The sequence below is a fragment of the Blautia sp. HCP3S3_H10_2 genome, assembly GCF_052122375.1.
In the GTDB taxonomy this organism is placed as follows: domain Bacteria; phylum Bacillota; class Clostridia; order Lachnospirales; family Lachnospiraceae; genus Blautia_A.
This window is the reverse complement of the sequence record NZ_JBQKCL010000003.1, coordinates 181188-205787: the sequence shown is the minus strand read 5'-3', so window position 1 is coordinate 205787 and position 24600 is coordinate 181188. Positions and strand designations below refer to the sequence as shown.

The 24600-nt window shown below is 41.6% G+C and carries 15 protein-coding genes; 2 read left to right on the top strand and 13 right to left on the bottom strand.

Features of this window, described 5'->3' with window-relative positions:
• Window positions 1–111: 111 nt before the first annotated feature.
• The 9 genes from ACTQWB_RS04425 to ACTQWB_RS04385 form a co-directional block, all read right to left on the bottom strand.
• Window positions 112–981: an AraC family transcriptional regulator gene (locus ACTQWB_RS04425; RefSeq protein WP_441500556.1), complete on the bottom strand. Its 870-nt coding sequence runs from the start codon at window positions 979–981 to the stop codon at window positions 112–114.
• A 205-nt stretch (window positions 982–1186) separates the two neighbouring features.
• Window positions 1187–1594, bottom strand: coding sequence for a hybrid sensor histidine kinase/response regulator (locus ACTQWB_RS04420; protein ID WP_441500555.1), 408 nt, complete (start codon window positions 1592–1594; stop codon window positions 1187–1189).
• Window positions 1595–2001: 407 nt separating this feature from the next.
• Window positions 2002–4986 (bottom strand): cobalamin-dependent protein, encoded by a 2985-nt coding sequence (locus tag ACTQWB_RS04415; protein ID WP_441500554.1) that lies wholly within the window; start codon window positions 4984–4986, stop codon window positions 2002–2004.
• Between the two features lie 264 nt (window positions 4987–5250).
• On the bottom strand, window positions 5251–5787 hold the full coding sequence (locus ACTQWB_RS04410) for a DUF2284 domain-containing protein (protein WP_441500553.1): 537 nt from the start codon (window positions 5785–5787) through the stop codon (window positions 5251–5253).
• Entirely contained in the window at window positions 5784–7715 is a 1932-nt protein-coding gene (locus tag ACTQWB_RS04405; protein WP_441500552.1) for an ASKHA domain-containing protein, read from the bottom strand. The genes ACTQWB_RS04410 and ACTQWB_RS04405 overlap by 4 nt, the downstream gene beginning before the upstream one ends.
• A gap of 381 nt (window positions 7716–8096) precedes the next feature.
• Window positions 8097–8909 (bottom strand): MBL fold metallo-hydrolase, encoded by an 813-nt coding sequence (locus ACTQWB_RS04400; protein WP_441500551.1) that lies wholly within the window; start codon window positions 8907–8909, stop codon window positions 8097–8099.
• A gap of 63 nt (window positions 8910–8972) precedes the next feature.
• Entirely contained in the window at window positions 8973–9674 is a 702-nt protein-coding gene (locus ACTQWB_RS04395) for a carbohydrate ABC transporter permease (protein WP_441500550.1), read from the bottom strand.
• Between the two features lie 125 nt (window positions 9675–9799).
• The gene (locus tag ACTQWB_RS04390) at window positions 9800–10663 is read right to left on the bottom strand and encodes a carbohydrate ABC transporter permease (protein WP_441500549.1); all 864 of its coding nucleotides are present in this window, start codon (window positions 10661–10663) and stop codon (window positions 9800–9802) included.
• A 62-nt stretch (window positions 10664–10725) separates the two neighbouring features.
• On the bottom strand, window positions 10726–12057 hold the full coding sequence (locus ACTQWB_RS04385) for an ABC transporter substrate-binding protein (protein WP_441500548.1): 1332 nt from the start codon (window positions 12055–12057) through the stop codon (window positions 10726–10728).
• Between the two features lie 182 nt (window positions 12058–12239).
• Between ACTQWB_RS04385 and ACTQWB_RS04380 the strand changes: the two genes are divergently transcribed.
• Together ACTQWB_RS04380 and ACTQWB_RS04375 are read left to right on the top strand one after the other, a co-directional pair.
• Window positions 12240–13991 carry a sensor histidine kinase gene (locus ACTQWB_RS04380; protein WP_441500547.1) on the top strand — a complete coding sequence of 584 codons (1752 nt, stop codon included), beginning with the start codon at window positions 12240–12242 and terminating at the stop codon, window positions 13989–13991.
• Window positions 13992–13993: 2 nt separating this feature from the next.
• Window positions 13994–15583: a response regulator transcription factor gene (locus ACTQWB_RS04375; RefSeq protein WP_441500546.1), complete on the top strand. Its 1590-nt coding sequence runs from the start codon at window positions 13994–13996 to the stop codon at window positions 15581–15583.
• A gap of 181 nt (window positions 15584–15764) precedes the next feature.
• Here ACTQWB_RS04375 and ACTQWB_RS04370 read toward each other — a convergent pair whose 3' ends face one another.
• From ACTQWB_RS04370 to ACTQWB_RS04355, 4 genes are all read right to left on the bottom strand, one after another.
• Window positions 15765–16946: an MFS transporter gene (locus ACTQWB_RS04370; RefSeq protein WP_441500545.1), complete on the bottom strand. Its 1182-nt coding sequence runs from the start codon at window positions 16944–16946 to the stop codon at window positions 15765–15767.
• Window positions 16947–17166: 220 nt separating this feature from the next.
• Window positions 17167–20538, bottom strand: a complete 3372-nt coding sequence (locus ACTQWB_RS04365; RefSeq protein ID WP_441500544.1) for a bifunctional diguanylate cyclase/phosphodiesterase — start codon at window positions 20536–20538, stop codon at window positions 17167–17169.
• A 227-nt stretch (window positions 20539–20765) separates the two neighbouring features.
• Window positions 20766–21803: an alpha/beta hydrolase fold domain-containing protein gene (locus ACTQWB_RS04360; protein WP_441500543.1), complete on the bottom strand. Its 1038-nt coding sequence runs from the start codon at window positions 21801–21803 to the stop codon at window positions 20766–20768.
• A gap of 312 nt (window positions 21804–22115) precedes the next feature.
• Window positions 22116–24575, bottom strand: a complete 2460-nt coding sequence (locus tag ACTQWB_RS04355) for a glycoside hydrolase family 2 TIM barrel-domain containing protein (RefSeq protein ID WP_441500542.1) — start codon at window positions 24573–24575, stop codon at window positions 22116–22118.
• Between the last annotated feature and the right edge of the window lie 25 nt (window positions 24576–24600).

Genomic DNA, 24600 nt, shown 5'->3' with positions numbered 1-24600 from the left:
TCCGCTTATTAAACTCCTGTCAAAAAAAGCTGCCATGCCAGGACAAAATTTCCTACTTTCATCCTAACATGCCAGCCTTCCAGCGGTCTATGACATATCCGCTCCTGAATTTTAATTATTTTTACTTTTCTCATCTCCAGGAGTTTTTCCCATATATTTTTTATATAATCTGTAGAAATTAGAAATATTATTAAAGCCACATTCCATGGCAATCTCCGTTACATTCGCCCCATCCTCCCGGAGCAATTCACGCGCCCGGTTCACACGCAGACGTGTTACATAATCACTGAAGCTGATATTCGTTACTTTACGGAAATAGGATGAGAAATAATTGGAACTCATATAAACTGAGGAAGCAACCTCCTCCAGCGTGATCTTCTCACAGTAATGGGCATTTATGTAAGTAAATGCCTGCTCCAGACGCTTCATGGCATTTTTCTTTTCTTTAAGCATTTCACCAGATTTTGTCTCATCCTGGTAGGCACGGATCAGCATGGTAAGGATTATTAGCACATTTGCCTTGATCATCAACGGATATCCTTCTTTACGATCATTCCACTCCTGGTAAATTTCCCGGATGCTGGTACGGATTTCCCCATTCACAGTCTCCTCATGTCCTACCCGGTTCTTGAAATTACTGCCCCGTTCCACAAAAGGCTTCAGATATTCCGTATCAAAGACACTGATCTTCTCTGCCACAAATTCCGGTGAAAAAATCATTACCAGAAGCTTCATATTGCCGCCCAGAAGCTTCCAGCCGTGTGGCTCTACGTTATTGAAGATGATAATATCATCCTTTTCCATTGTATATTCCTGCCCGTTGACGAAATAATTTCCCCTGCCCTCCAGGACCCAGGTAATCTCGAAATAGCTGTGCCAGTGCCAGGTTCCCGGATGACTGTTGGTAGGATTCAGCTCCACCTCTGATATCTGAAAGGGAAACTCTTTGTCAAGTGGTATGGTGTCTCGTTCCAGTTTCATGCTCTGCCTCCTGTGAAAATCACATAAGCACAGTATAGCAGACTTGCGGTTCACACGCAATCCTCCTGCGCCACGCCAACAAAATACCGGGGAAATATAAAGCATTTGGAGGTATAATGAACACAATAAGTAACAATCATTGAGTGAATGTTGTAACCAAGATAAAAACAATCGTCTTAAAGAACGGCTCTAAGCAATGCCCTTGTCAACAAGCGCAAATATATTTAGAAAGCACGCTATACAAAAGCTGTGGATTGATCGGCTTGGACAGATGATAATTCATTCCGGCATCCAGAGTCTGTTTCCGTTCCTCATCAAATGCGTCCGCTGTCATGGCGATCACTGGTACTGTCTTCGCATCGTTTCTGGAAAGCGCCCGGATCTCCTTAGTAGCGTCAATTCCGTTATCTTTCACACGGAATTCCATTTTTACCTTCTCGCCCTCCTGCGCAACTTTTCTTCCAGTAAATTCTACGGTACCACCTGTCGGGGTAAATTTGGCCGCATTGGATAGCAGATTAAAGAAAATCTGACTGAAGCGCAGGCGGTCAACCCGGATGCAGTCTACATCCTCTGGCGTCTGGAAGACGAAATTAATGCATTTTTCATTCATAAGAGGTCCAATCACTGTATTATGGAGCTCTCGAATTCATCACAACTAAAAATATCCTCTTTCAGCTTCAGGCCCCCGTGCTCAATCTTACTCATATCCAGAATGTCATTAATCAGTCCCTTTTGACAATTTATTCCTACGAATATATTTCGTTTGATTTTTGGTACTATTTCCAAGAGCCTGTTTGAAAAAGGCTTTCTGCAAAATATACCATAAAGTAGAGCGTGCACATTACGAGAATGATTTTGTGGCAAGCTTTAGAATGCAAAAACGCTGGACAGATGTTGTATCCAGCGTTTTCGCATAGTTTTATTTTATTATGGGGTAAACAAAATAACATGTTTACTTTGGCTCCTTTTTTGGCTCCTTTTGAACCATTTCCCAATTTTTCCCTTTCAGGAAAACTCCTACCTTCCTAAAGACTCTACAAATGTTCCCTTTACATCACTCCAGTTGCGGTCTGCATAATCCAGAAGATACGCAGCCTGCTCCATGGACATTTCCGGGAAAAGAAGGAAAAGGCTGTGGGAACCATATTTTTTTACGATACGGTCTACGTTGCGGATCCAATCCTCGAACTCTCCTGAGTAAACCTTTACCCAGATGGATTTTCCTGCTGCAATGGCTTTGTCATAGATCACATCCCAATCTGGAAGAGTTCCGTCCGGGCCTGCATCTCCACTGGTCCACTGAAGAGCGTCAATTCCGTCAATCTCCATAAGAGCATCCATATGCTTGATTGCCGCCGGTCCGTCCAGATGGTAAAGTACATGGTCTACATTTTCAGACTGGGTGCGTAGGGATGGCTGAATGTATTTGCGGAAATCTTCCGGTGACATCATGGCAGAGAAGTCGCACTGAAGCTTCACGGTTCTGCCTGGTCCCCAGATCTGGAATACAGTATATGCATTTCCACCTTCTTCATCTTTGATGATGTCATAGAAGCGGTCATAATATTCATAATAAATATCGGTTACTTCCTGGATTCTTTCTCCGATCATCTCCGGTTCATCCAGAAGATCAAAAAGGATATCCTGTGCTCCACGTAAGGAAGCAAGTACGTCGATGTTTTCCATAAGGTCTGGCATATCTACATAGAAATCATCCCCAGCAAGTGCCTGGCAGTCTTTTGCAAGCTGGATATGCTTCTTAAACCATTTATTTTCCGGATCGAAGGTCAGCTTCGGCACTCCATCCCAGCTGTCCAGACATTTGTTGAACCAGACGGTATCCTCCTTGAATCCAATCTCAGAACCAAGATAAGAAGCAAGGGAACCTGGTCCAAAATCAATGTTCAGGTTCGGGAAGCTTTCTCCCAGGAAGGCATGTGTCTCGCAGAAGTAACGGTAACGGTCTACGATCCGCTGTGGACTCTGGTATTTATCCTCCATATCCTTCCATTTCAGTTCTTCCGGCATATTGTAATATTTACCCTGGCAGATCTGATCCAGATAGCCGCCTTCTACAGGAGTTCCATCGGAATACTGCTCTACTTCCGGTCTTCTTGCAATGACACACATCAGCGGTCTGCCAGTGTTTTTGTGTGCCCAGTAATTGCGGAATTTCTCCTTGGTTGCTTCCATATTTACTTTGTAACCCTGGCCTGGTTTTGGAAGCTGGATCTTGCTTAAATCCACTTCACCTTTTACGAAATGTGGTTCTTCCTGTACTGGTTTGTGAATCCAGGTGCCATTTTCAGCTGAAGAATTATTTTCTTCTGGTGTCTGGCTCTCTGCCTTATCTGTAGAATTGGCAGAACCTGTTGTAGTTCCTGCTTTGCTGTCAGCTGCATTTGTTTCATTTTTGCTATCAGCTGATTTTGTGTCGGATACCGTTGTCGGGGCGGAAGCTGCTGTAGAAACAGTAGCTCCGGCGGCATATTTCTCTGCCGGTTCTTCATCAAATTCACCGGCTGCTGCCTTTGCACAGAATCCGGATTCTGCATATTTCTTCGCCTGTTCTGCAGCGGATGCGGCATCTTCTGTATAAGCATCTGCTCCGATCTCATCTGCAAACTCCTGATTAATAGGAGCACCGCCTACCATAATTTTGATACGTTTTCTAAATGGCTGCTCCAGAAGGGCTGCCACTGTATCGCGAAGAGACGGCATGGTGGTGGTAAGAAGCGCAGAAAGTGCCACAATACTTGCTTCTTTGTGAGCATTTACGGTATCAATGAATGTCTGGATCGGCACATCAACACCAAGATCGATTACTTCGAAACCAGCACTTTCGAACATCATTCCAACCAGGTTTTTACCGATATCATGAAGATCTCCGGCTACTGTTCCCAGAATGATCGTTCCTGCACTTCCAGCTTCTCCTGTGGCAAGATATGGCTTCAGTACCTCCACGCCAGCTTTCATGGCTCTGGCTGCTGCCAGCATCTGAGGTACAAAAATAATCTCTTTCTTAAAGTTATCTCCAACTACAGCCATAGCACCGATCATGGCATCATTCAGAATCGCAGTCGGATCACAGCCTGCATCAAGAGCAGCCTGTACTGCCTGTCCGATTTCTTTATTTTTACCATCCTGTGTTAATTTGAATACAGCCTGCATTTTCTCATCAAGTGGAGAAGCAGGTACAGGCTGGACTGCTTCTTCTACCTTATTTCCGAATTTATCAATATACTGCAGGCAGTATTCATCACGCTCCAAAAGTGCATTTGTCGCATAGATCATACCAATCATGTTTTTATTGGTAGGATCCACGATTGCACTGTCCATACCTGCATTCATAGCCAGCACCATAAATGCCTGGTTAATATTTTTTCTCACCGGAAGTCCAAAGGAAATATTGGAAAGTCCACTGGTAATGTGAATCTCCGGATATTCATATTTAATCCGTCTGCAGCAATCTGCAAATACGGTAAGTGCTGTCTGGTCTGTTCCCAGTGTTACAACCAATGGGTCAATATGTAAACGGCTTGGTGCAATGCCGTACTGTTTCGCTTTCTCCATGATTCCGAAGAAAATTTTCATACGTCGTTCTACGGAATCCGGAATTCCATCATTGTCGCAGAGAAGGGCTACGCACTCCCAGTCAGTATCTGCGATCACTGGAAAAATAGTGTCAATTTTATCCCCTTCAAGGGATACAGAGTTGATAAGTCCCGGTCGTTTACAAAATGGAATCGCAGCTACGCAGGATCTGGCACTTGGACTGTCCACACAAATCGGTGTGTCTGTCACTTCCTGCACAAGATCGATCATCCATTTCAAGGTTTCAACTTCCACATCCTCCTCTACAGAGGCACATACGTCCAGAAATGTAGCTCCCGCTTCAGCCTGCATTCTGGCTCTCTCTCTGATCAGGTCCGCATCCTTCTCAGAAATTGCTTTGGCAACTGACGGAATAGATCCGTTCAGTTTCTCCCCAATAATAATCATGGCTTTCCCTCCTGATATTCAGTTGTACTTGTCCGTCAGCTACTGTTTCCAGACAGCTTCAGACATTTCTCCGCTTTTTTCGTTCGCTCTATCGAAATGTCTCCGCTAAGACATTTCTTTTAACAAGTACATTTTATATCACACAACGGGAAAGCCGCTTCTCTTTTTTTCTCATTCAATTATACTATCTTACTGTGAATATTTTCACAACTTGCATTCATTTCCAAAAAACTTGTAACGATTCAGAGTTACTCTTCAAAGCCCTTACTTTAATAAATAGCAGCTTGTATACGCAATTTTCCCCGGTCCATAATAATAGTCCAGATGATTCGCCTGGCACACCTGCATTACAAGCATTCCGTAGGCTTCCATGGAGGAAAATGCCTCTTTCGGAAAACGGCATGGGGCATCTGGATACGTGCAGGTTTTGCATTTGGTACAGCAGCCTGCGCCAACCGGAAGCATATCCGGGTAAAAGTTCCGGAGTTCCTTTTCCAGGGAATAAAAAGAGGCTTTGTGCATGGCTTCTGTCCGCATCATGCCTTCTCCGTCCAGGGAGTCCTCCAGTTCTCCTACTGTCTGCACCAGAATTCCCAGTTTAAACTTTCTTACTCTTTTTTCACATTCTTCCAGAGTTCCGCATCCAGGCGGACAGCTCCAGCATTTGTTATATTTGTGACAGGAATCTGCGGCACACATCTGGCGTACCTCTGGTTTCAATTCTATGGTGTCACAGGCCAGTGGGGCCACATGGGTAAAACCATGGGCCAGGCATAATTGTTTTAAATCTTTGAAGTTCATAAATAAAAGTCACCAAATCCCAGTTCATCTATAAAACAGTCCTGAAATTCCGGACACGCTGCCAGTTCCAGAAATTCAATTTTCTCTACCACATCTTCGATTTCATGCCGTTCCTTTTTATTCAGCAGTGCAATTTTTGCCCCTTCACCTGCTGCATTTCCTACACACTGCACTTTCTTTACAAAGCTCTCAGGAATCAGACCTATCCTTGCTGCATTTTCCGCATTCATGTAATTGCCAAATCCACCGGCCAGATATACGGTCTGCACTTGGGATTCTTCAACATTCATTTTCTTTAATAACAACTGGATTCCTGCTGCAATTGCAGCTTTGGCAAGCTGTACTTCACCGATGTCTTTCTGGGTGAGATAAACTTCATATGTGCTTTCAAAATAAGGGGTATTTATCTTATATGTTTCTGTTTTATATTCACCTGTTTTATCTGCCTGAATAACGTACTTGTCCTCATTCCGTGAAACATATTTAGTTTTTTCTGGCGGTACAAGTACGAAAGTATCTGGCTTCTCCTGCCCACTGTGCAGGATTCCATTTTCATCCAGCAGCCCTGTGCGTAAAAGCTCCGCCACCAGATCAATCAGCCCGGAGCCGCACAAACCGATGGGTTTTTCCCCACCGATGGTGGTATACGTCCATTCTCCGTTTTCATATTTCACATGGTCTATTGCACCAGGAAGTCCACGCATTCCGCACTGGATTTTCGCGCCCTCAAAAGCCGGACCTGACGCAGCGGAGCAGGCTGCCAGGCCATCCTTATTTCCAAGAATCATCTCCGTGTTCGTTCCGATATCCAGCATAAGGGTTATCTCTTCTTTCAGATCCTGACGAAGTGCCAGCAGACAGCCACTGGTGTCAGCTCCTATGTATCCGGCAATGTTGGGAAGCAGGATAAGCTGGCCCTTCCTGTGAATATGAATATCATAGTCTCCAGCATGTAAAGTAAGAGCCTGGCTGATTGCTGGCGTATAAGGTGCGTGGACAAGTGACGCCGAAGGGATACCAAGAAACAGGTGGTGCATGCAAGTGTTTCCCACCAGGCTTAGTTGATAAATATTTGTCCTGCAAGCTTCTTTGTATTCCTTCCCGTTTCCTTGATTCTTCACCTTCTCCATAAGGCTCTCCAATATCTCATTAACTGTCTCTCTCACACTTCTGCTCAAAACACTTAATCCTTCGTCCCCATGCTCTAATACATAATTTGCCCTCTGGATCACATCCGCCCCATACTGTACCTGCGGATTCATCCGGCTCTCCACAGCCAATGTCTTTCCATTTTTTCCATCCAGAAGATAGCCCACAATCGTAGTAGTACCAAGATCAATGGCGGCTGTGCAAATATTGCATCTGCCTTTCGTATCTGGATACAATTCCAAGATCTCATTGTCCGTGTAAATCACATTCCAACCGGAGCCGAGGCTTCGCCTTTCATATAACTTTCCCGCCAGATGAACATCTGGTGAAATGTACTCTTTTCTCCCCTTCCAGCTTTCCCCACCTTGGAATCCAGGCTTCTTTTTCTGGTCATTGTCCCTATTAGCATTGTCCTCTCCATACACCGCTTCCAGCAACCTTTCCCACTCTGACCTTTTCTCCCCGGGCTTTGGCTTTTCCAACTGTACTGTTTTCACCCGCAATTCTGGCTGGAAATTTATGTTTCTGGAAAATCCCTCGCTGAGAATTTTCCCTCTTTTTTTCTTCCCTGGGATCTCCACCTGACAGTCTTTTTCCACCTTGGTCTGACAGGCCAGAACTGGCTTTCCGTCTACTTTCACCAGACATTTCCCGCAGCTGCCAGTTCCCCCACAAGGAGCATCTGGAGCAAGATTTGCCTGGATTTCTGCTTCCAGAATTGTCATCCCCAGAGGAACCTCCATACTGATTCCTTCTCTTACAAAATATACTCTTGCCACTGTAATCCCCCATTATTCCCATTTACATTTTCAATGTTCTTCAGATATTATTATGACCGGGTTCGGCCCCGGTCATATTACATGTTCTCATTTGCGCAGACTTTCAATTTTGCACTGATGTTCTTTCGTCTTCTTATCATAGTTAATTCCAACCAGCAGAATACAGCCTTGCTGTAATATGGCGGCAACATATTCGCAACAACTGGTTTCCCGGATTCAGATAATTTCCCAATTCTCACACCCCATTTTCTCATGAATATGGCTTAATCAGTTGTAATTCATTATAGGAGAAAACTAACTTAACGTCAATTTATAAACAAAAACAAAATGAGTATATGAAATAAATTTTTATTTTCATATACTCATTTTGTTTTTTATTCTTTATTCTTTTGAATGTAATTTTGCAAAATCCCCATTGTAAATCCTGCAGTTTTTATACTTATAAAACGGTGCATGAAAAAAATGAACCTTTTCTACCTTTGCCAACAATTCCCCGGAAAGGATTTTTTCTCCACAGGTTAACGTCTCTTCTGCCTTTTCTATCGGAATCAAACAATGTCCACCGCCACAAATATTAAAGCTATTTTTTTTTGCAAAAACTCTTTTTCCTGCCTTTAGCCATTCCCCTAACAATGTCTCGCGATTTTCTGCAGGTGCGCAAATCAGTTCCAGATCGTTCACATTATCACCGGAAAATAATATTTTGTCAGCTTCGTCAAGCAGACATACTGAACCAGCTGTGTGACCTGTCATCTCATATACAATCAACTGTTTATCCCCAAGATCATATACATCTCCGTCTTTCATAAAATGAAACACTGGCTTATTATTGTTTCTAAGTTTTTCAGTAATTTTCAGACTGCCTGGTGCAATAGCACCAGCGCTTTCCATGTTTTTCAGATATCCTTCTCTATCCTCAACCGTAATGTCCAGCGCAGCCTGATAGTCTTTTTCATTAATATAAGCCTCACGAAACTGCCCGCATCCGCCAGCATGATCAACATGTCCATGTGTGATCAATACAATATACGGAGTATCAATTAAAGACTCTATCAGTCCCTTAAAATCGCCAATTCCTGTCCCCGTGTCTATTACTGCAGATAATTTACTTCCTTTCACTATGTACATGGCATCCAGACCACTCTCATCAACATACCATACATTTCTCTTTATTTCATTCACTGTCCAGCACATATTCTATCGCCTTTCTTTTCTTCAAATATTCTTCCAACCTTCTGTAACTTCTTCAGATAGTTCTCAACCTTTTACTGCGCCTTCCGTTACACCTTTAATAATATGTTTCTGGCAAAGTACATAGAAAATAATTACCGGAATAATCGCCATAACTAATGCGGCAGATCCAAGATTCCATTTTTTTGTATACGCACCAAAGAATAAATAAGTACGAAGCGGAAGTGTCTGTGTTCCTCTTCGGTTAATTGTCAAAGATGGAAGCAGATAATCATTCCATAGGGACATTACATTGAGGATTGCAACAGTTACTGCAATTCCCTTAATCAGAGGAAGTACAATCGTGAAAAAAATTCTTGACTGGCTGGCTCCGTCAATAGCAGCTGCCTCTTCCAGTTCCACTGGAACATTTTTTATAAATCCATGAAATAGAATAATTGACATAGACGATCCAAATCCAAGATTTACAAGCATAAGGCCAGGCATATTAATCATATTCAATTTTCCCATTTCTGCCAGCAAAGGAAGCATAACACACTGAAATGGAACGAGCACTGCAACAGAAAAAATTGTAAATATTAGTTTACTCGTTTTCGTTTTATAACGTACCAAGACCCATGCAGCCATTGAACAGCAAATTACATTTGCAACAGTTACCGTACAGGTTACAATCAAAGAGTTCTTAATTGCGTTAAGATAATCCAGTTCTTCAAATGCTGAAATATAGTTATCAAAATTCAAAGTCTTCGGGAGCTGAAGTACACTCATATATATTTCTTTCAAAGATTTAAATGAGTTGATAAATAACAACAAAATAGGAAAAATAAAAAACGCAGCAAGTATGATACAACATATAATAATTGCTGTTTTTGATATCATTTTTTTCCTCTGCATTACATCTCCACCTCCTTAGATTTCGTAAACATTAACTGACTCACTGTAATAAGCGCAACTACCACAAGGAAAATGATTCCCTTGGCCTGCGCCATTCCATACATGTTTCTGGAAAATGCAGTATTACAAATATCCATTGTAAGCATTTCTGTAGATTTTGCAGGTCCTCCACCAGTCAATGTCAAGTTCTGATCATATAGTTTGAAACAATTCGTCAAAGTAAGAAACAGACCAATGGTGAAAGCTGGCATCATCAATGGCAGTTTGATTTTCCAGAAACACTGGAAAGAGCTTGCCCCATCAATTCTTGCAGATTCCAGCAAATTTTCTGGAATATTCTGAATCTGTGCTATATAAATCAGCATCATATACCCACTCATCTGCCATACAACAAGAATAACCATTCCCCAAAATCCAGTAGATTGAGTAGATAGCCAGTCACAGAGCCAGTTTATTCCTAGCATTTCACCAATACTGTCAAATACATCACAAAAAATGAACTGCCATGCAAAACCAACCAAAACACCACCAACCAGGTTTGGCATAAAATAAATACTTCTAAATAAATTTTTTCCCTTGATATTTTGTGTCACCAACATAGCCGTTGCAAATGCAACCACATTTACTGCAATAACTGCTACAATTACAAATTTAAAAGTAAATACAAAGGCATTCTGAAAATAGCTATCATGAAACGCACTAATGTAATTGTCCAGAAAAACGAAATCACAATTCGCATGAATTCCGTCCCAGTCTGTAAAAGAATAGTAAATACCTGTTATTGTAGGAATTACTACTGCAATACAAAACGTAAGTAAACATGGGGCAAGAAAAAGCCAGAATACTTTTTTCGATTTACGCATATCGTTTCCTCCATAAAAGGACAGCCAGAAAGTTTTCCGGCTGTCCTGAAACAATTTCTTCTTTATCTCATTTCTGCCCAGTTTGTCTTGGCTTCTTCGATAACTGTATCCCAGTCCTTATCTCCGGCAATATAGCTCTGAATTCCAGCACCAAACAGATCATACCAACCATCTGGATACCCACCAAATACCAGTGAGAAAGTATTTCCTTCTTTTGCATATGGCTCACACGCAAGGCTGATTACGTTTGCAGATGGAAAATCGTCAAAATTATCCATAGGAACACTGATGTTAGAAGTAACCAGTGCTTTTCCTTCATCAGACATGAAAAGCCAATTCATAAAGTCTTTTGCAGCTGCCTTTTTTGCATCATCCGCGTCTTTATTTACTGCCATATAAGAAGCAATGCCGTAACAGATATTATCCTCATCCACACCCTTCAATGGCATTGGCAGAACACCGATATTATCAAGAAGCTCTGGATCAATTTCTTCAATTACAGGAGCTACCCACTGTCCCATCTGAATGACAGCTGTTCTTCCAATACAGAAGGAGCCACCCATTGCACTGTCGTAATCAACACCAACTAAGGCTTCCGGCTTGTCTGCATCTGGTGAATATTTTACCATTAGATCAATATAATCTTTTAATGCATCTGCATATGTGAAATCAACGGATTTCGCTTCATATGTATCAAATGCAGTTCCAAGCTCTGCCTGAAGAGCCGGATTTGCACCATGGTTTGCAAGGACCCAGGTTTCTGCTGCCGGAAGTGAAACAACGGCTTCAAGATCCGGGAATTCATCTGCAAGATCACCAGCATCAATAGCATCCTGTACTTTTCCAAACGCTGCATCTATATCGTCATAGCTCTTCAACGTAGAACCGTCAATACCGCAAGCATCGAAAACTGCTTTATTATACAAAAGTCCATAGCACACAACACCTGCAGGTAAAGCTACTATTGAATCCCCGATCTTACAGTCATTAATACTGTTCTCATATACATGCTCTACCCATGGCTGATTGCTAAGATCTTCCAGCATGTCTCCAAATGTCTCAAAATCAGATGCACCTTCCAATAAAATGATATCAGGCGCTTGACCACTTGAAATCTCTGCCTTTAACGTAGAACGCCAATCTGTACCGCCACCAACAAGTTCAAGATTAATTTTCACGTTTGGATGAACTTCATTGTAAGCAGCAATTTCTTTCTCATACAGTTCTTTTCCTTCTACAGAAAAACTAAAATAAGTAATTTCAGTATCCTCCAGATCTTGATATTCGTAATCTCCAGATGACTGTCCCTCTGCATATGCTGCTGATGCATTTCCAGCAAACAATCCTGCGGTCATTACCATTGCCAACAAGGTGCTAATCGCTTTCTTCTTCATAAGTAAAACCCTCCTGTTTTTTGATGTCTTTATTATATTCCTTTATACGTTACTTTTCGATTCCAGAAAAATGACATCCTTTACCAATTTTTTTACCTCTTCTTTTTTTCTAAATTCAGTATGTTATAATAAAAATCAAGTAAGACATCCATAAATAGCTTTTACATAGAAAAGAGGTCTTTATGAAAAAGAAAAAAACTTCCCCTGTTAGTATCCGGATAAAATACACACGTTATGTAATCCCTATTTTATTGATCACATTTCTTTCCATAGGGGCAATTGATACAATGTTTTATTTCCATTCTGTACGGGAATCTTCTGCTCATCAGGAGGCAGCCTACACCAGTTCTGCCCTTGCTTCCCTGGAATCCTATTTTGATCAGTTTACCTCTGATTCAAATATTTTCTTTTATAAAAACTCAACCCAGAACGTACTGGTAAATGCTAACAAAGATGATGGACAGGAAACTCAACAACTTTTGCTTAACGATGCTCCATATTATCCTTCCTTAAGTGCTAACTATTCCGACAATATATTTTTCCTCACCAACAGTGGAAAACTGATTTCGGCATCCAGTTACTCCTCAAAATCAGTATCTGGTTTTTCCCACACTTATACAGATGAACTTATGAGGAAAAGCGAAAACTATCATGGGCTTCCTTTTCTTTTCAAAACTCCTGACAATTCAGATAAATTGTATATGTGCCGAAATATTTACCAATGGACTGGCAAAACAGCAACCACAGGAAAAAATTATCTTGGTACCCTAATTGTAGAACCTAAAAGTTTTGTATTTGATAAAATTTTTTCTCTTAACAATAATGTATACCAATTTGTTTTAATTGACAGCGATAATCACATTTTTAGAAATACTACGGAGCTTTCCGTTCAAAATATTTTAAATCTAATACATTCTGAAAGCCTAAGTGCTCAGAATTGTAAATACACCGCAACGCCAATTTCCACTAACATAAACAATCTGAAATTGTTATTGATAACTAACCAATCCCTAGTTTATAAGGATGCACGGCTGTTCATTATCCTGCTGCTTTTTCCATCTATCCTTTCTCTATTTGCAATTATCACTGCAACCAGCTTTATTTCCAGAAGCATTGCAAACGAATTTGGATATTTTATGAAAAAGCTGAATAAAACCAAGGCAATTAACAAGGATGCTTTCATCCATATGGATAGCTCCATTGAATTTGCAGAACTGTCAAACGTATATAACCAGACACTTTCCAGAATCCATACTCTGTCCGAAAAAATTCATGAGCAGGAAATTCTTACAAAAAATATAGAGATTGAAAGTCTTCAGGCACAAATAAACCCTCATTTTCTCTATAATACTTTAAACTGTATTTCCGGTCTGGTAGATATGGACAGAAAAGAAGAATGTCATCATGCACTGAATGCTCTTGCAGACATTGAACGCATGTCCCTAAAGGGCGACCCTTTTAGCACGATTGAAGAAACCTTCTATTATGTAAAAGAATATACTTACATACAGAAACTCCGCTTCGGAGACAATCTGTCTATCTTAATTGATATTCCTCAATCGTTATACCATTACTACATTCCTAAGCTTATCATTCAGCCTCTGATTGAAAATGCAGTTATCCATGGCACTTCGAAAATATCAGGCAAAGGAATAATTGCTATACTAGGAAGTATTAAGGAAGCACACTTTCAGATATGCGTAAAAGACAATGGGCCAGGTTTTTCACAAGATTTTCTTGATAATTTTGATGATAACTCCAAACAAAAACCAGCTACATCTTACGGTCTTTACAATATTGATAAACGGCTGAAGCTCTATTATGGCGAAAAACACGGCTTAATCCTAAGTAATAATGAAAACAATGGTGCATGCATTACCATCCGTCTCCCACTCACTTTAGTTGAAAAACCTATTGAGAAAGCAGGAATTTAAAAATGAAAATCTTACTTGTAGATGATGAAATAATCGCACTTCGGGCAATGGAAAATATAATAAAGCAATCTGAATTTAATTGCCACGCGCTTTTGACTGCCAATAATGTATCTGATGCTTGGACAATTATCCAGACAGAAAAACCAAATATTCTGTTTACAGATATTCAAATGCCATGTGAAAATGGAATCGATCTTCTTCAGAAAATATATGAAACACAATTAAAACTCCTCGTTATTTTTGTATCTGGATATTCTGAATTTTCATATGCACAGGCAGCATTGAAATATGATGCTTTTGATTATCTTCTCAAGCCTTTAAACAGCGAAACTTTTCTTAGCTGTCTAAAAAAAGCTATAAATACTCTACAGGAACAGGAAAATACAGAAAAGCAGAAGGAAATGCTTTCCAAATTTTTCAAAGAAAATCAGACTCTCCTAAAAAAACAGTTTATGGAAACATTGTTGATTAATCCTATTACAAGCTTTTCACCCGAATTGCTCCGGCAATGTATCTCGCTTGGATTAAACCCGGATTTCTTTTACTTAATTGGCATAAAATGTAACACTACAAACCGCATGAATATTCTGCAAAACCAGGAATATTACATTTCCTATTCTTTGTCCAAAAAGATTAATAAAGAATACGAAGGAATTGCATCTTGTTATGTTGGAAATATCGTTTACATTCTGTTGCCCGTTACTGCTGAAAATCCTGCCGCAAGAGCCAGAAATTTTGCCACTTCTTTAGTATGCTATGCCAAAGAAAAGCTTTTTTCTTCTATCACCGTAGGAATCAGTGAACCAGGAAATTCTATTCAACAGTTTCCAAAACTTAACAAACAGATACAGTATTGCTTTTCTTACAAAGCATCTGATGCATGCTCACAGGAAGACAGTATTCTTTTTTTCGCAGAAATAAATGATTACAGTTCTAGCATTATTGAAATCAATGAAATTATTTCCAACCTGATCAATGCAATTCAAACACGCAATCTTTCTGATGCGTTAGAGGTTGGCGATGCCTTCTTCGATTTGATACATAACGAAAATCTTCTTACACAGCAAGATGCTATTAAACTGATAGAATTAAACCTTCATATCCAATTAAAAAATTTTCTGGATGATCCAACTGATAGCAGTTACCTTACTCACCCTATTACCCGCTATTGCCTTGAAAGCCCTTGTGCAGAACATAGCCGGACTGTTTTTTCCAACTGTATTAAAAATATTATTCAAGAACTGTCCAGTGCCACCACACGCAACACCGGAATCATAGTAAACTCAGTCATGGAATATATAAATAAAAATTACGATAAACAAATCGGTCTGAACGATGCCGCTGAGTTTATCAATCGCAACAGTTCTTATGTTTCCAGACTGCTAAAAAAAGAGCTCTCCATGGGCTTTTCCCAATTGCTCACGGAACGGCGCATGGAAGCTGCCAAAGATCTTCTTGCCCACACTACGATGAAGGTATCCGATATTTCGGAAAAAGTTGGGTATACTTCAACCAAATATTTCAATCAGGTTTTCTATAATAATTTTCAGATGACACCTACAGATTACCGTTTTGTTATGAATCAGTTATAATAGATACCATAAATCTTCCAAATTATACGCAAGTATTAACTATTCAGTTTTTCTGATTATGCGCAGATTTTTATAACTATTATTTATGCTTTTTCTTGTAATACGTAAACAGAAAAAAGCTCCATGGATTCAAATCTCCATGAAGCTTCTTTCTCTTACAAAATATACCTTCGCCGCTATGCTAATCCGCTTTAACCTTTCTACAAAAAACAATCCCCACAAGCAACAATACCGGAAAGATAGTACCTGCCAGAATTCCCATCTTCAGATTGTCTCCCAATGCTCCTGATATCATTCCCACCAGCGTCGGACCGCCTGCACAGCCCAGATCTCCGCCCAAGGCCAATAAAGCAAACAGGGCTGTTCCACCTTTTGGCAAAGCAGCGGAAGCCTTACTAAACGTTCCGGGCCACATGATTCCAACAGATAATCCACAAACAGCACAGGCTACCAGACTAAGCTGCGGAAGTTCGAAAAGGGAAATTCCCAGATAAGACAATATACACAGAATACTGCTATAAATCATAAAATGGTCTAAACGAATACGGTCTCCATACTTCCCATAGAACAATCTTGACAATCCCATCAGAATCGCAAACGCCATAGGTCCTGCCAGATCCCCTGCTGTTTTGGAAATACTAAGACCTTTTTCAGCAAATGTAGATGCCCATTGGCTTACTGCCTGTTCACTTGCCCCAGCACAGATCATCATCACCAGTAAGATCCAGAATATTTTCATCCGCAGCAATTCCTTTAAGCCCAGTCCGGCTTCACCATCCTCGATCAATGGTGCAATAGGCACTTTCGCAAAAGCAAAAGCGTTCCCAATTGGAATCAAAGCCCAGATAACAGCTAATATTTTCCAATGCTCTATTCCCACCACACTGAAAAAAACGGTTGATATCAGCACAACTCCTGCATGGCCCCAACAATAAAAAGAATGAAGCATACTCATTGCTTTTTCTTTGTTGTCCGAAGGACACGCTTCCACCACCGGACTGACAAGAACTTCCAGAAGTCCTCCACCAATGGCATAAATCATTACAGAAATCAATATTCCAACAAATGGCACTGGTAAAAGCTCCGGTAAAATCGTAAGAAGGATCAGTCCCGCAGCTGATAAAATATGTGCCAGCAACATGGAAGCACGGTATCCTATTTTATCTACGAATCCCACTGAAAGAAGGTCCACCAATAACTGTATTCCAAAATTAAATGTTACCAGCAATGTGATCTGATTCAGCGGAACATCATAGGTTCTCTGAAACATTAGAAACAACAATGGTACAAAATTATTTACCACTGCCTGAACAATATAGCCTACGAAACAGGCTGTAATCGTTTTATTGTATTGGTTTTTCATTTAACCACCCCTGCAATTTATCTTTTGCATGCATTTTCTTAAATATCGTCTTTTTTCATTATAGAAGATGTCATCTGATTTGAAAATACTTTTCACAATGCATTTAAAAAACTTCTATTTTTTCAAAGCTTTTAAAATCTGTTTTAAAAACTTTTTCTTCCTGCTTTTATAGCAAAAAAATCCGGCACCGGACTAACTGTCCGCATGCCAGATTTTTTAATTAATTCTTCTCCACAAACTGTCTCACGAAGTCCTCATACCCGCAGGGTTTTCCCCAGAAGTATCCCTGTCCGAATTCTGGCGCAAGCAGTTTGATCTTCGCCCATTCTTCCTCATTTTCCACGCCCTCGATGCAAAGCTTCAGACCAAGGTTATGGATCATGGTACAGAACTGCTTCAGCAGATAATACTCTTTTTCGTCTGCCACAGCACTTGCTGTGAAAGAACGGTCTATTTTGATGATTTCCGGATTCAACTCGCTGAGATAATGGAAATTGGAATAACCGGTTCCGAAATCATCCAGTGCCAGCTTGATTCCCATCCGCTTCATCTCGGTCAGGAAGTGCTTCTCGTTTATGTTGGTTTCAAGCAGATCGCTTTCCGTCAGCTCAATATTGATCGCATCTGTTGGAAGTCCTGCTTTTTCCAGTTCTGCAGTGATGTCCAGGATCACATCAGACTTGGCAGCCTGTACCTGGGAAATATTGATGTTTACCTTAAATCCGGAAATTTTCTCACGGATCTTACTACATTTATTCATAGCCTCCCGCATCATCCAGCGGCCAGCCGGAATGATCAGGCCTGTTTCCTCCAGAATAGGGATAAACTCTACCGGAGAAACCATTCCAAGCTTTTCCGAGGTATATCTCATCAATGCTTCTGCTCCGCAAAGCTTTCCATCTGTAAATTCAAACACCGGCTGATAAAACGCCTGAAAGCCTTTACATCCAGCGCTTACTGACTCCCTCAGTTCCTGTGTCAGCTCTCGTTTCCGCAAAAATCTCTGATAATCTTTTTCATCAAATACATAACAACAGTTCCTTCCACGCTTCTTCGCCTCATTCAGGGAAAAATCCGTCAGTTTCATAAGTTCTGAATAGGAAAGCTCCCTGGAATCATGAAGGGGCAAAACACCTCCCGAAACAGTGAACATAACATCAAAATCATTGTCCTCAATAAAACCGTCAATCGCTTCCCTGATTCTGGTATATAGCTTTTCCATTTCCATAACGTTATTAGAGGAAACGTCCAGTATCATAAACTCATCCGCAAGCAATTTATAAATTTTCTGATCTGCGGACAGACAGCTGGAAATACATGCTGCTGTTTCCCTCAGAACAAAGTCCCCGTACTCCTGACCGGAGTTTTCGTTGATTTCTTTGAAATGATCGATTCCAACACGCAGCAGGCAGCCTTTCTGCCAGTCTGGTACCGGCTGTTCTATATATTCCCGGAATCCTGTTTCTCCCAGAAGACCACTTACATTATCAGCTTTTTGTTTCGCACCGATCTCATTTACACAACCAATCATATAAATTGGTTTTTTTTCATCATCGCGTACCACATAGCCCTTGCAGTTGATCCAGACTGGCATTTTTTTCAGGTCCATCCAGCGGTACTCCATGCTGTGAAGACAACGGTCTGTATTGATCAGATCATCAAATTCCGCTCTCAGATCCGCATAATCCGGGCCATATACAAACTGTCTGTGGTATTCCATTACCTTGTGGAACGCGTTTTTCGGAATGCAGAAACGCTCCAGAGCCTGGGGTGCAATATAATAGAAATCCGTTCTGAAATCAATGATATAGGGATAATTATCTGTGGTCGGGCTGATCAGGTCAATGATCCTGCACAGCTCATCCAAAGACATATCCTGGTATTTCTGCTCATGAAGGATTACTTCGTCAATTATATCTTCTGCGGGACGCTTTTCCATATAGGAAAGGGAGCTCTCATTTTCCGTTGACCGCACCACTTTTTTCCGTCGCTTCTGGCGGTACAGCATGGTATCACTTCGTCTCACAATATCCTTAAAATCAATATCCGTATCCGGGATATAATAAGCATACCCAGTGGAAACGCTTAACGGATAGCTGAGTGTCTGGGCTGTTTCCTCAAGAATGCGCTCTAACGAGCTTATGCACGCAGGAATCTGGTCTTTTTCCTCACTGTGATAAACATACGCAAACTCATCCCCTCCGATACGGAAACAGCTGGTCTCATTCTTAAACGCTCTTCTGATACACTGATAGCAAAGCTTCAGGGCCTCATCCCCTTTCGCATGGCCATAATTATCATTGATTACCTTCAGATTATCAAGATCAAACAATACCACACCTGTGGTCTGAAGCTCAATCTCCTGTTCATCCAGGTATTTGATCATGTTCTCGTAAGCATTCCGGTTCATAGCCTCCGTAAGCATATCCATGTTCGCCATTTTCTGCAGATAAACCAGCTTCTGCTTCTGAATATACTGGTCATAATAACGATACACCTGAATCCAGATCAGCATGATAATAAACAGCATGGTTCCGATTGGCAAAAATATGGATGTAGTCTGGAATTTCCGGACATAATAAAGAATAAGCTCCAGTACGCCAAACAGCATAATGCTATACATGGGATATTTAAATTCCCTGGCACTTTCATTTTCCAGCTTTCCGGCTTCATAATGAATGATCACAATCATATAGATAACATTTGCGATCAGCAGAATATGGGTTACAAAAAGGATCTGGAAAATATCCACGATTCCCAGACACTGGAGCAGCATATCTGCCGCCATATTGGTCAGGTAAAGCATTGCCAGATATAATGCACCTCTTCGGTATTTGCTTTTGCAAATGTCGTACAACAGGAAATTAAAAGGCACCGGAAACAGGAAAAAGCTGAAGAAATCCACAAAATACAAGGTTCTTCCATCCGGTATCACAAACTGTAGGAAACCACACTGTCCTAAAGTCCAGATTGCAACCAGCATGGAAAAGATTCCAAGGTTCAAGAACATCTCGATTTTTGCTTCTGTTTTTTCTTTATTTCGTTTGCGCACCGCCGTAAAATAAAGGATCAGACTGATTACACCCATAAACAAAATGCCACAGCTGATAATCAGGATTGCAAGGCTGTCTGTGAGAATCTTCAGAATACAGTCTCCCCTGGTTCCATACACAATACTGTCCAAATTTCCAGTGAAATCATCATAGACCGGAATGATTCGGATTTCCAGGCTTTTACCTGCACTGTTTCCAGGAATGTCTACGATATGCCAGCAGCTTCCCGGAGATTTCATAAATTTAGGTGCACTTTCTTCCTCACCATACTGGTAGATCATTTTTCCATCCAGCCAGACTTCCGCAATGGTATGGGTTGTTTTAAATAATATGGATTTTGGAACATCAAATTCCGCAGGAAGCGAAATGCTTTCTGTGGTAACTTCCTCCTCATTAAGTTCTCTGGTCGCAAACCTGACTGTGTTATCCCAGAATAATTTTTCCTTCGCTGTACTCTGGCTGAATATCCATCCACTGAAACAAATGGCAAACACTCCAAACGCAACCAATGATATCCATAGTCTCTTCTCGATTTTCATGGTACTCCTCTGTTTGTAAATAATGCTTGATAACTACACTTACGCAAATATAATTAGCATAGCAAAAAAACATTGTATTTTCAAGGCTTCAGAGGTTTTTTTACAGGTTTTCAGAAGAAAAACAGGCGCATCTGGAAAACTCAATTTCCAGACAAGCCTGTCTCCATTTTACAATTTCTTACACAATTTTAAATTGTATGATCTATTCTTCAGTTCAGATATAAGTATTATAATTTTTCATCCAGATACGCTTTCAGTATTCCCAGGTTTTCATCACTGTACAGCTGGTCTGCCGCATGCTTGAAATTATGGAAAAGCCTGTACTCCACCTTGTCTGCTCCGATCTGCTCAGTCATCAGCTCATTCAGTCGCTCAGACTGTAGATACGGAACGCTCAAATCTGCATCCCCATGCCAGATCAGCACATTCGGGCTGTTTTCCGGGGTAAAGTTCTTTTTGACATAATACAATGGGCTATAAGCATCCTTTTCTTCCTGGGTAAGGGTATTTACGTCCTTGCGCATCCAGTAGGATTCTACATCATTAAATCCAGTGTCCTTAATAGCATCGGTCAGCCACAGGCCGGAAGCCCACTGGACAATCTTCGGGATCTTCAGTTCCTTATAATCTGCTGCCTGTGTTCCAAATTCCATGCATCCATAATAATCCAGAATTACCTGTACCTGGCTGGAAACCGGGTTCTTCTCGTCTTCTCCGATAAACGGCACACTGTTAAATTCATCGTCGTTGGACGCACCGCAGATTACAGAAAGATAACCGCCTGCGGATTCTCCCCAGATAGCAAAGCGTTCCGGATCGTAGCCATATTCCTCTGCGTTGGCACGAAGGAACCGGATCGCAGATTTTACATCTTCCACCCCTGCCGGGAATGCAGCTTCCTGGGCAAGACGGTAATTGATAGATGCACATGCATATCCATGATCCCGGAAATAGCGGTACATCAGCTGCGCCTGACGTGACTGGCTGTCATTGAATACGAAGCCGCCACCATGTACCAATACGATAAGTGGCATTGGCTTATCACTTTCTGGCACATATAAGTCCAAATAATCATTTTCGGATACTTCTGAATACTGGAGTTTTTCGTAGGATTTTCCTCCTGCCCATTCTGTGGAATCATCTAATTTAACCGCCGGATCATACACATTGTGGAAAACCACACGTACAGCCTCGTGATTGTAGCCAAGTATTCCTGCTACGGCGGCAAGACAGATGCCGCCGATGATAAGACCTTTTTTCTTCATTTGGTACGCCTCTTTCTACTTTTATTACTCATTCAGATTTGCTATTTAATGTGTTGAGAAATCGCGATTCTAACCAGTTGTCGATAACCAGCGATTTGGCAATGTATATTCACGTAGCCGTGCATTTCAGGAGCGGTTTTAGTGTAGCTGAAATCCGATGCTTACGTAGACTTGGCGCGAGAGCTCTCCCGAGCGTCTTAGTCGAAGTTAGTAGCTAGTTCGGCGGAACGTTGCTCCGCACGGCGGTGAATATACATTGCCAGACCGCGTCCGGTAATCGACATCCAGCACATTAAATAGCAATTATACGCTTTATTTACATGGAATTTCAACTACATAGGACCGCGTCTCATCCGTCACAGTCACCTTCACCGGCCCGTTTCCATCCGCCCGAACAACCGCCATGGCCTCACCATAGTAAGTTGCCACTGTATCGTCTGTGTAATTTCCTTTCACATAAGGAGCCGGGCTGCCCAGACCTTTCAGAATTCCGTTCTCAACACTTACTTTCAGATTATGCTTCTCCATCGGCTTCCAGATACCCTTGCTGTCAGTGTACTGTAACTGGACAAAAGCAAGACCTTCCGGTTCCACGGATTTTTCTTCTGGTCTTACCTGAAGAATGGTATCACTGCCTGCAGTCTGAAGAGAATAACGGTTGATTTCTTTTCCATTTTCGTCATAAGAAACAGCTGTGATCTCGCCATCCTGATAAGTGGTATTGAAGTTTGCCCGGCACTTTTTCACAGCCTTTCTGCCGATGCTCTTGCCGTTAATAAACAGCTCTACCTGGGCGGCTCTTGCATAAACCTCTACCTTCGCCGGTTCGCCATTGCACCCTCTCCAGGCCCAGCTTTCCAGAGCTTTTGTAAGCTGCCAGCCAGTAAGACGAAGCTTTTCTTTCTGATAAACAGGGTCTACTGCGATAAACGGACCTGTCTCTCTTTCGAACGCTACCCTTGTGTAGGCAGCCTCTGCACGAGGTTTTCCATTCAAGTCGATTCTACCGTTTCCACCGGTCATTCTGGTGGATGGATCTTCAAATTTATAATCGGAGTATTCGGCTGCGCCATCTCCAACTTCACCGATATAATCCCAGCCAGCCCAGACGAAATCACCGATAATACGTGGATTTTTCTTGGCAATCTCCCAGAAACTGTATGCATCCTTGCAGAAGGTTTCACTTCCAAGGATCAGACGATTGGGATATTTTTTCAGGTCATGTTTGTAGCGGAAAATACCGTAATTGTAACCTGCAATATCCATGTTTGCGTAGGCATCCTTTGTCTTCAGATCGCATGGGTAAAGGGTGGCTCCGCATTTCATGAAATAGTCTCCCACCAGGCAGGCAAGGGTATTGTAGAACTCACTTCCTACTGGTTTTTTCTTCTTTGCAGGTTTCGCATTAACACCCTGTGTATTTTCTTCATTCGCGCTGTTTTTTCCACTTCCGGCATTCTTTTTCTCTGCCTGTGCTGCATTTTTCTCTGCATTTCCAGCACTCTTCTCTGCCTTGTCATCACTGTAAACGCCCAGTCCGATAGAACTTAAGAAGTTAAAGAAAATATTGATTCCGCAGGTAACCGGACGGGTGGAATCCAGGCTGTGAAGATGCTCTGTCATATCCTTTGTAAGGGCGATTCCCTTCTTCTGGGCAGTCTCTGCAACCTCATTTCCGGTAGAATACATGATCACACTTGGATGGTTATAATCCTTATCTACCATGTCTTTTAAGTCTTCTCTCCACCAGTCAGCAAGCTGTCCTGCATAATCATACTTGGTCTTATGGATATACCACACATCCACATACTCATCCATCATCAGCATACCCACACGGTCACAGGCATCCAGAAGTGCCTTGGAACATGGGTAATGAGCTGAACGGACTGCATTGTATCCATTTTCTTTGAAAATACGCATTTTACGTTCTTCTGCTTCCGGATAAGTGCAGGCTCCAAGCACGCCATTGTCATGGTGGAAGCATGCTCCGCGGAGAATCACACGCTTTCCATTGATGGTCATTCCCACCTGTGGGTTCCAGACTAATTCACGGATTCCAAAGGTTTCCGTTACTTCATCATCACTGAAAGTTGCTTTACAGGTATAAAGATTTGGATGCTCAGTGTCCCAGAGTTTTGCGTTTGGAACATCCAGCTGGAAGATTGCCTGGTCTTCTGCACTCTCACCAATCGCAGTCAGCACCTTGCTTCCTTCAAATTCAATTTTCAGAGAAACCTCCCCTGGCATGGAAGTCTTCACCACAACCTCAATTCTCGCAGGATCATAGCTTAAGGTCCGAATTTTCACGCCATTTACTGGGATATATTTTTCCCCGCCAACATGCAGATAAGCCGGACGGTAGATTCCGGTTCCCGGATACCAACGGCTGTTTGGCTGGTCTGCATTATGAGCAATTACCTTGATTTCGTTCTCTTCCCCACACTTAAAAAATCCATCTGTATTCACATAGAAATTTGTGTATCCATATGGACGGTACGCAGCCTTTTTTCCATTTATGTAAACCTCTCCATTATGGTAAACGCCTTCAAATTCAATAAGAACTTTCTTATCTTTGTACTCCTCTGGCACAAAGAAATTCTTAGTATATTCATAGTCACCGCCAATGTACCATCCAATATTGCCCTCACCGGTACTCTCCTGGGTACGTGGCTCGCTAAGCATGGCATCATGTGGCAAAGTCACCGGATAGGCTTTCTCCTCACGGGTAAGACACTTGCACATCCAGCCTTTATTAAAATCAATTTTCTGCATAAGGTAAACTGCTCCTTTCGTATTC

What these genes read in the sequence shown, in the direction of transcription:
- ACTQWB_RS04425 (WP_441500556.1), bottom strand. Translation starts at nt 981, where the DNA reads ATGAAACTGGAACGAGACACCATACCACTTGACAAAGAGTTTCCCTTT.
- ACTQWB_RS04420 (WP_441500555.1), bottom strand. Translation starts at nt 1,594, where the DNA reads ATGAATGAAAAATGCATTAATTTCGTCTTCCAGACGCCAGAGGATGTA.
- ACTQWB_RS04415 (WP_441500554.1), bottom strand. Translation starts at nt 4,986, where the DNA reads ATGATTATTATTGGGGAGAAACTGAACGGATCTATTCCGTCAGTTGCC.
- ACTQWB_RS04410 (WP_441500553.1), bottom strand. Translation starts at nt 5,787, where the DNA reads ATGAACTTCAAAGATTTAAAACAATTATGCCTGGCCCATGGTTTTACC.
- ACTQWB_RS04400 (WP_441500551.1), bottom strand. Translation starts at nt 8,909, where the DNA reads ATGTGCTGGACAGTGAATGAAATAAAGAGAAATGTATGGTATGTTGAT.
- ACTQWB_RS04395 (WP_441500550.1), bottom strand. Translation starts at nt 9,674, where the DNA reads ATGAGTGTACTTCAGCTCCCGAAGACTTTGAATTTTGATAACTATATT.
- ACTQWB_RS04390 (WP_441500549.1), bottom strand. Translation starts at nt 10,663, where the DNA reads ATGCGTAAATCGAAAAAAGTATTCTGGCTTTTTCTTGCCCCATGTTTA.
- ACTQWB_RS04385 (WP_441500548.1), bottom strand. Translation starts at nt 12,057, where the DNA reads ATGAAGAAGAAAGCGATTAGCACCTTGTTGGCAATGGTAATGACCGCA.
- ACTQWB_RS04380 (WP_441500547.1), top strand. Translation starts at nt 12,240, where the DNA reads ATGAAAAAGAAAAAAACTTCCCCTGTTAGTATCCGGATAAAATACACA.
- ACTQWB_RS04375 (WP_441500546.1), top strand. Translation starts at nt 13,994, where the DNA reads ATGAAAATCTTACTTGTAGATGATGAAATAATCGCACTTCGGGCAATG.
- ACTQWB_RS04370 (WP_441500545.1), bottom strand. Translation starts at nt 16,946, where the DNA reads ATGAAAAACCAATACAATAAAACGATTACAGCCTGTTTCGTAGGCTAT.
- ACTQWB_RS04365 (WP_441500544.1), bottom strand. Translation starts at nt 20,538, where the DNA reads ATGAAAATCGAGAAGAGACTATGGATATCATTGGTTGCGTTTGGAGTG.
- ACTQWB_RS04360 (WP_441500543.1), bottom strand. Translation starts at nt 21,803, where the DNA reads ATGAAGAAAAAAGGTCTTATCATCGGCGGCATCTGTCTTGCCGCCGTA.
- ACTQWB_RS04355 (WP_441500542.1), bottom strand. Translation starts at nt 24,575, where the DNA reads ATGCAGAAAATTGATTTTAATAAAGGCTGGATGTGCAAGTGTCTTACC.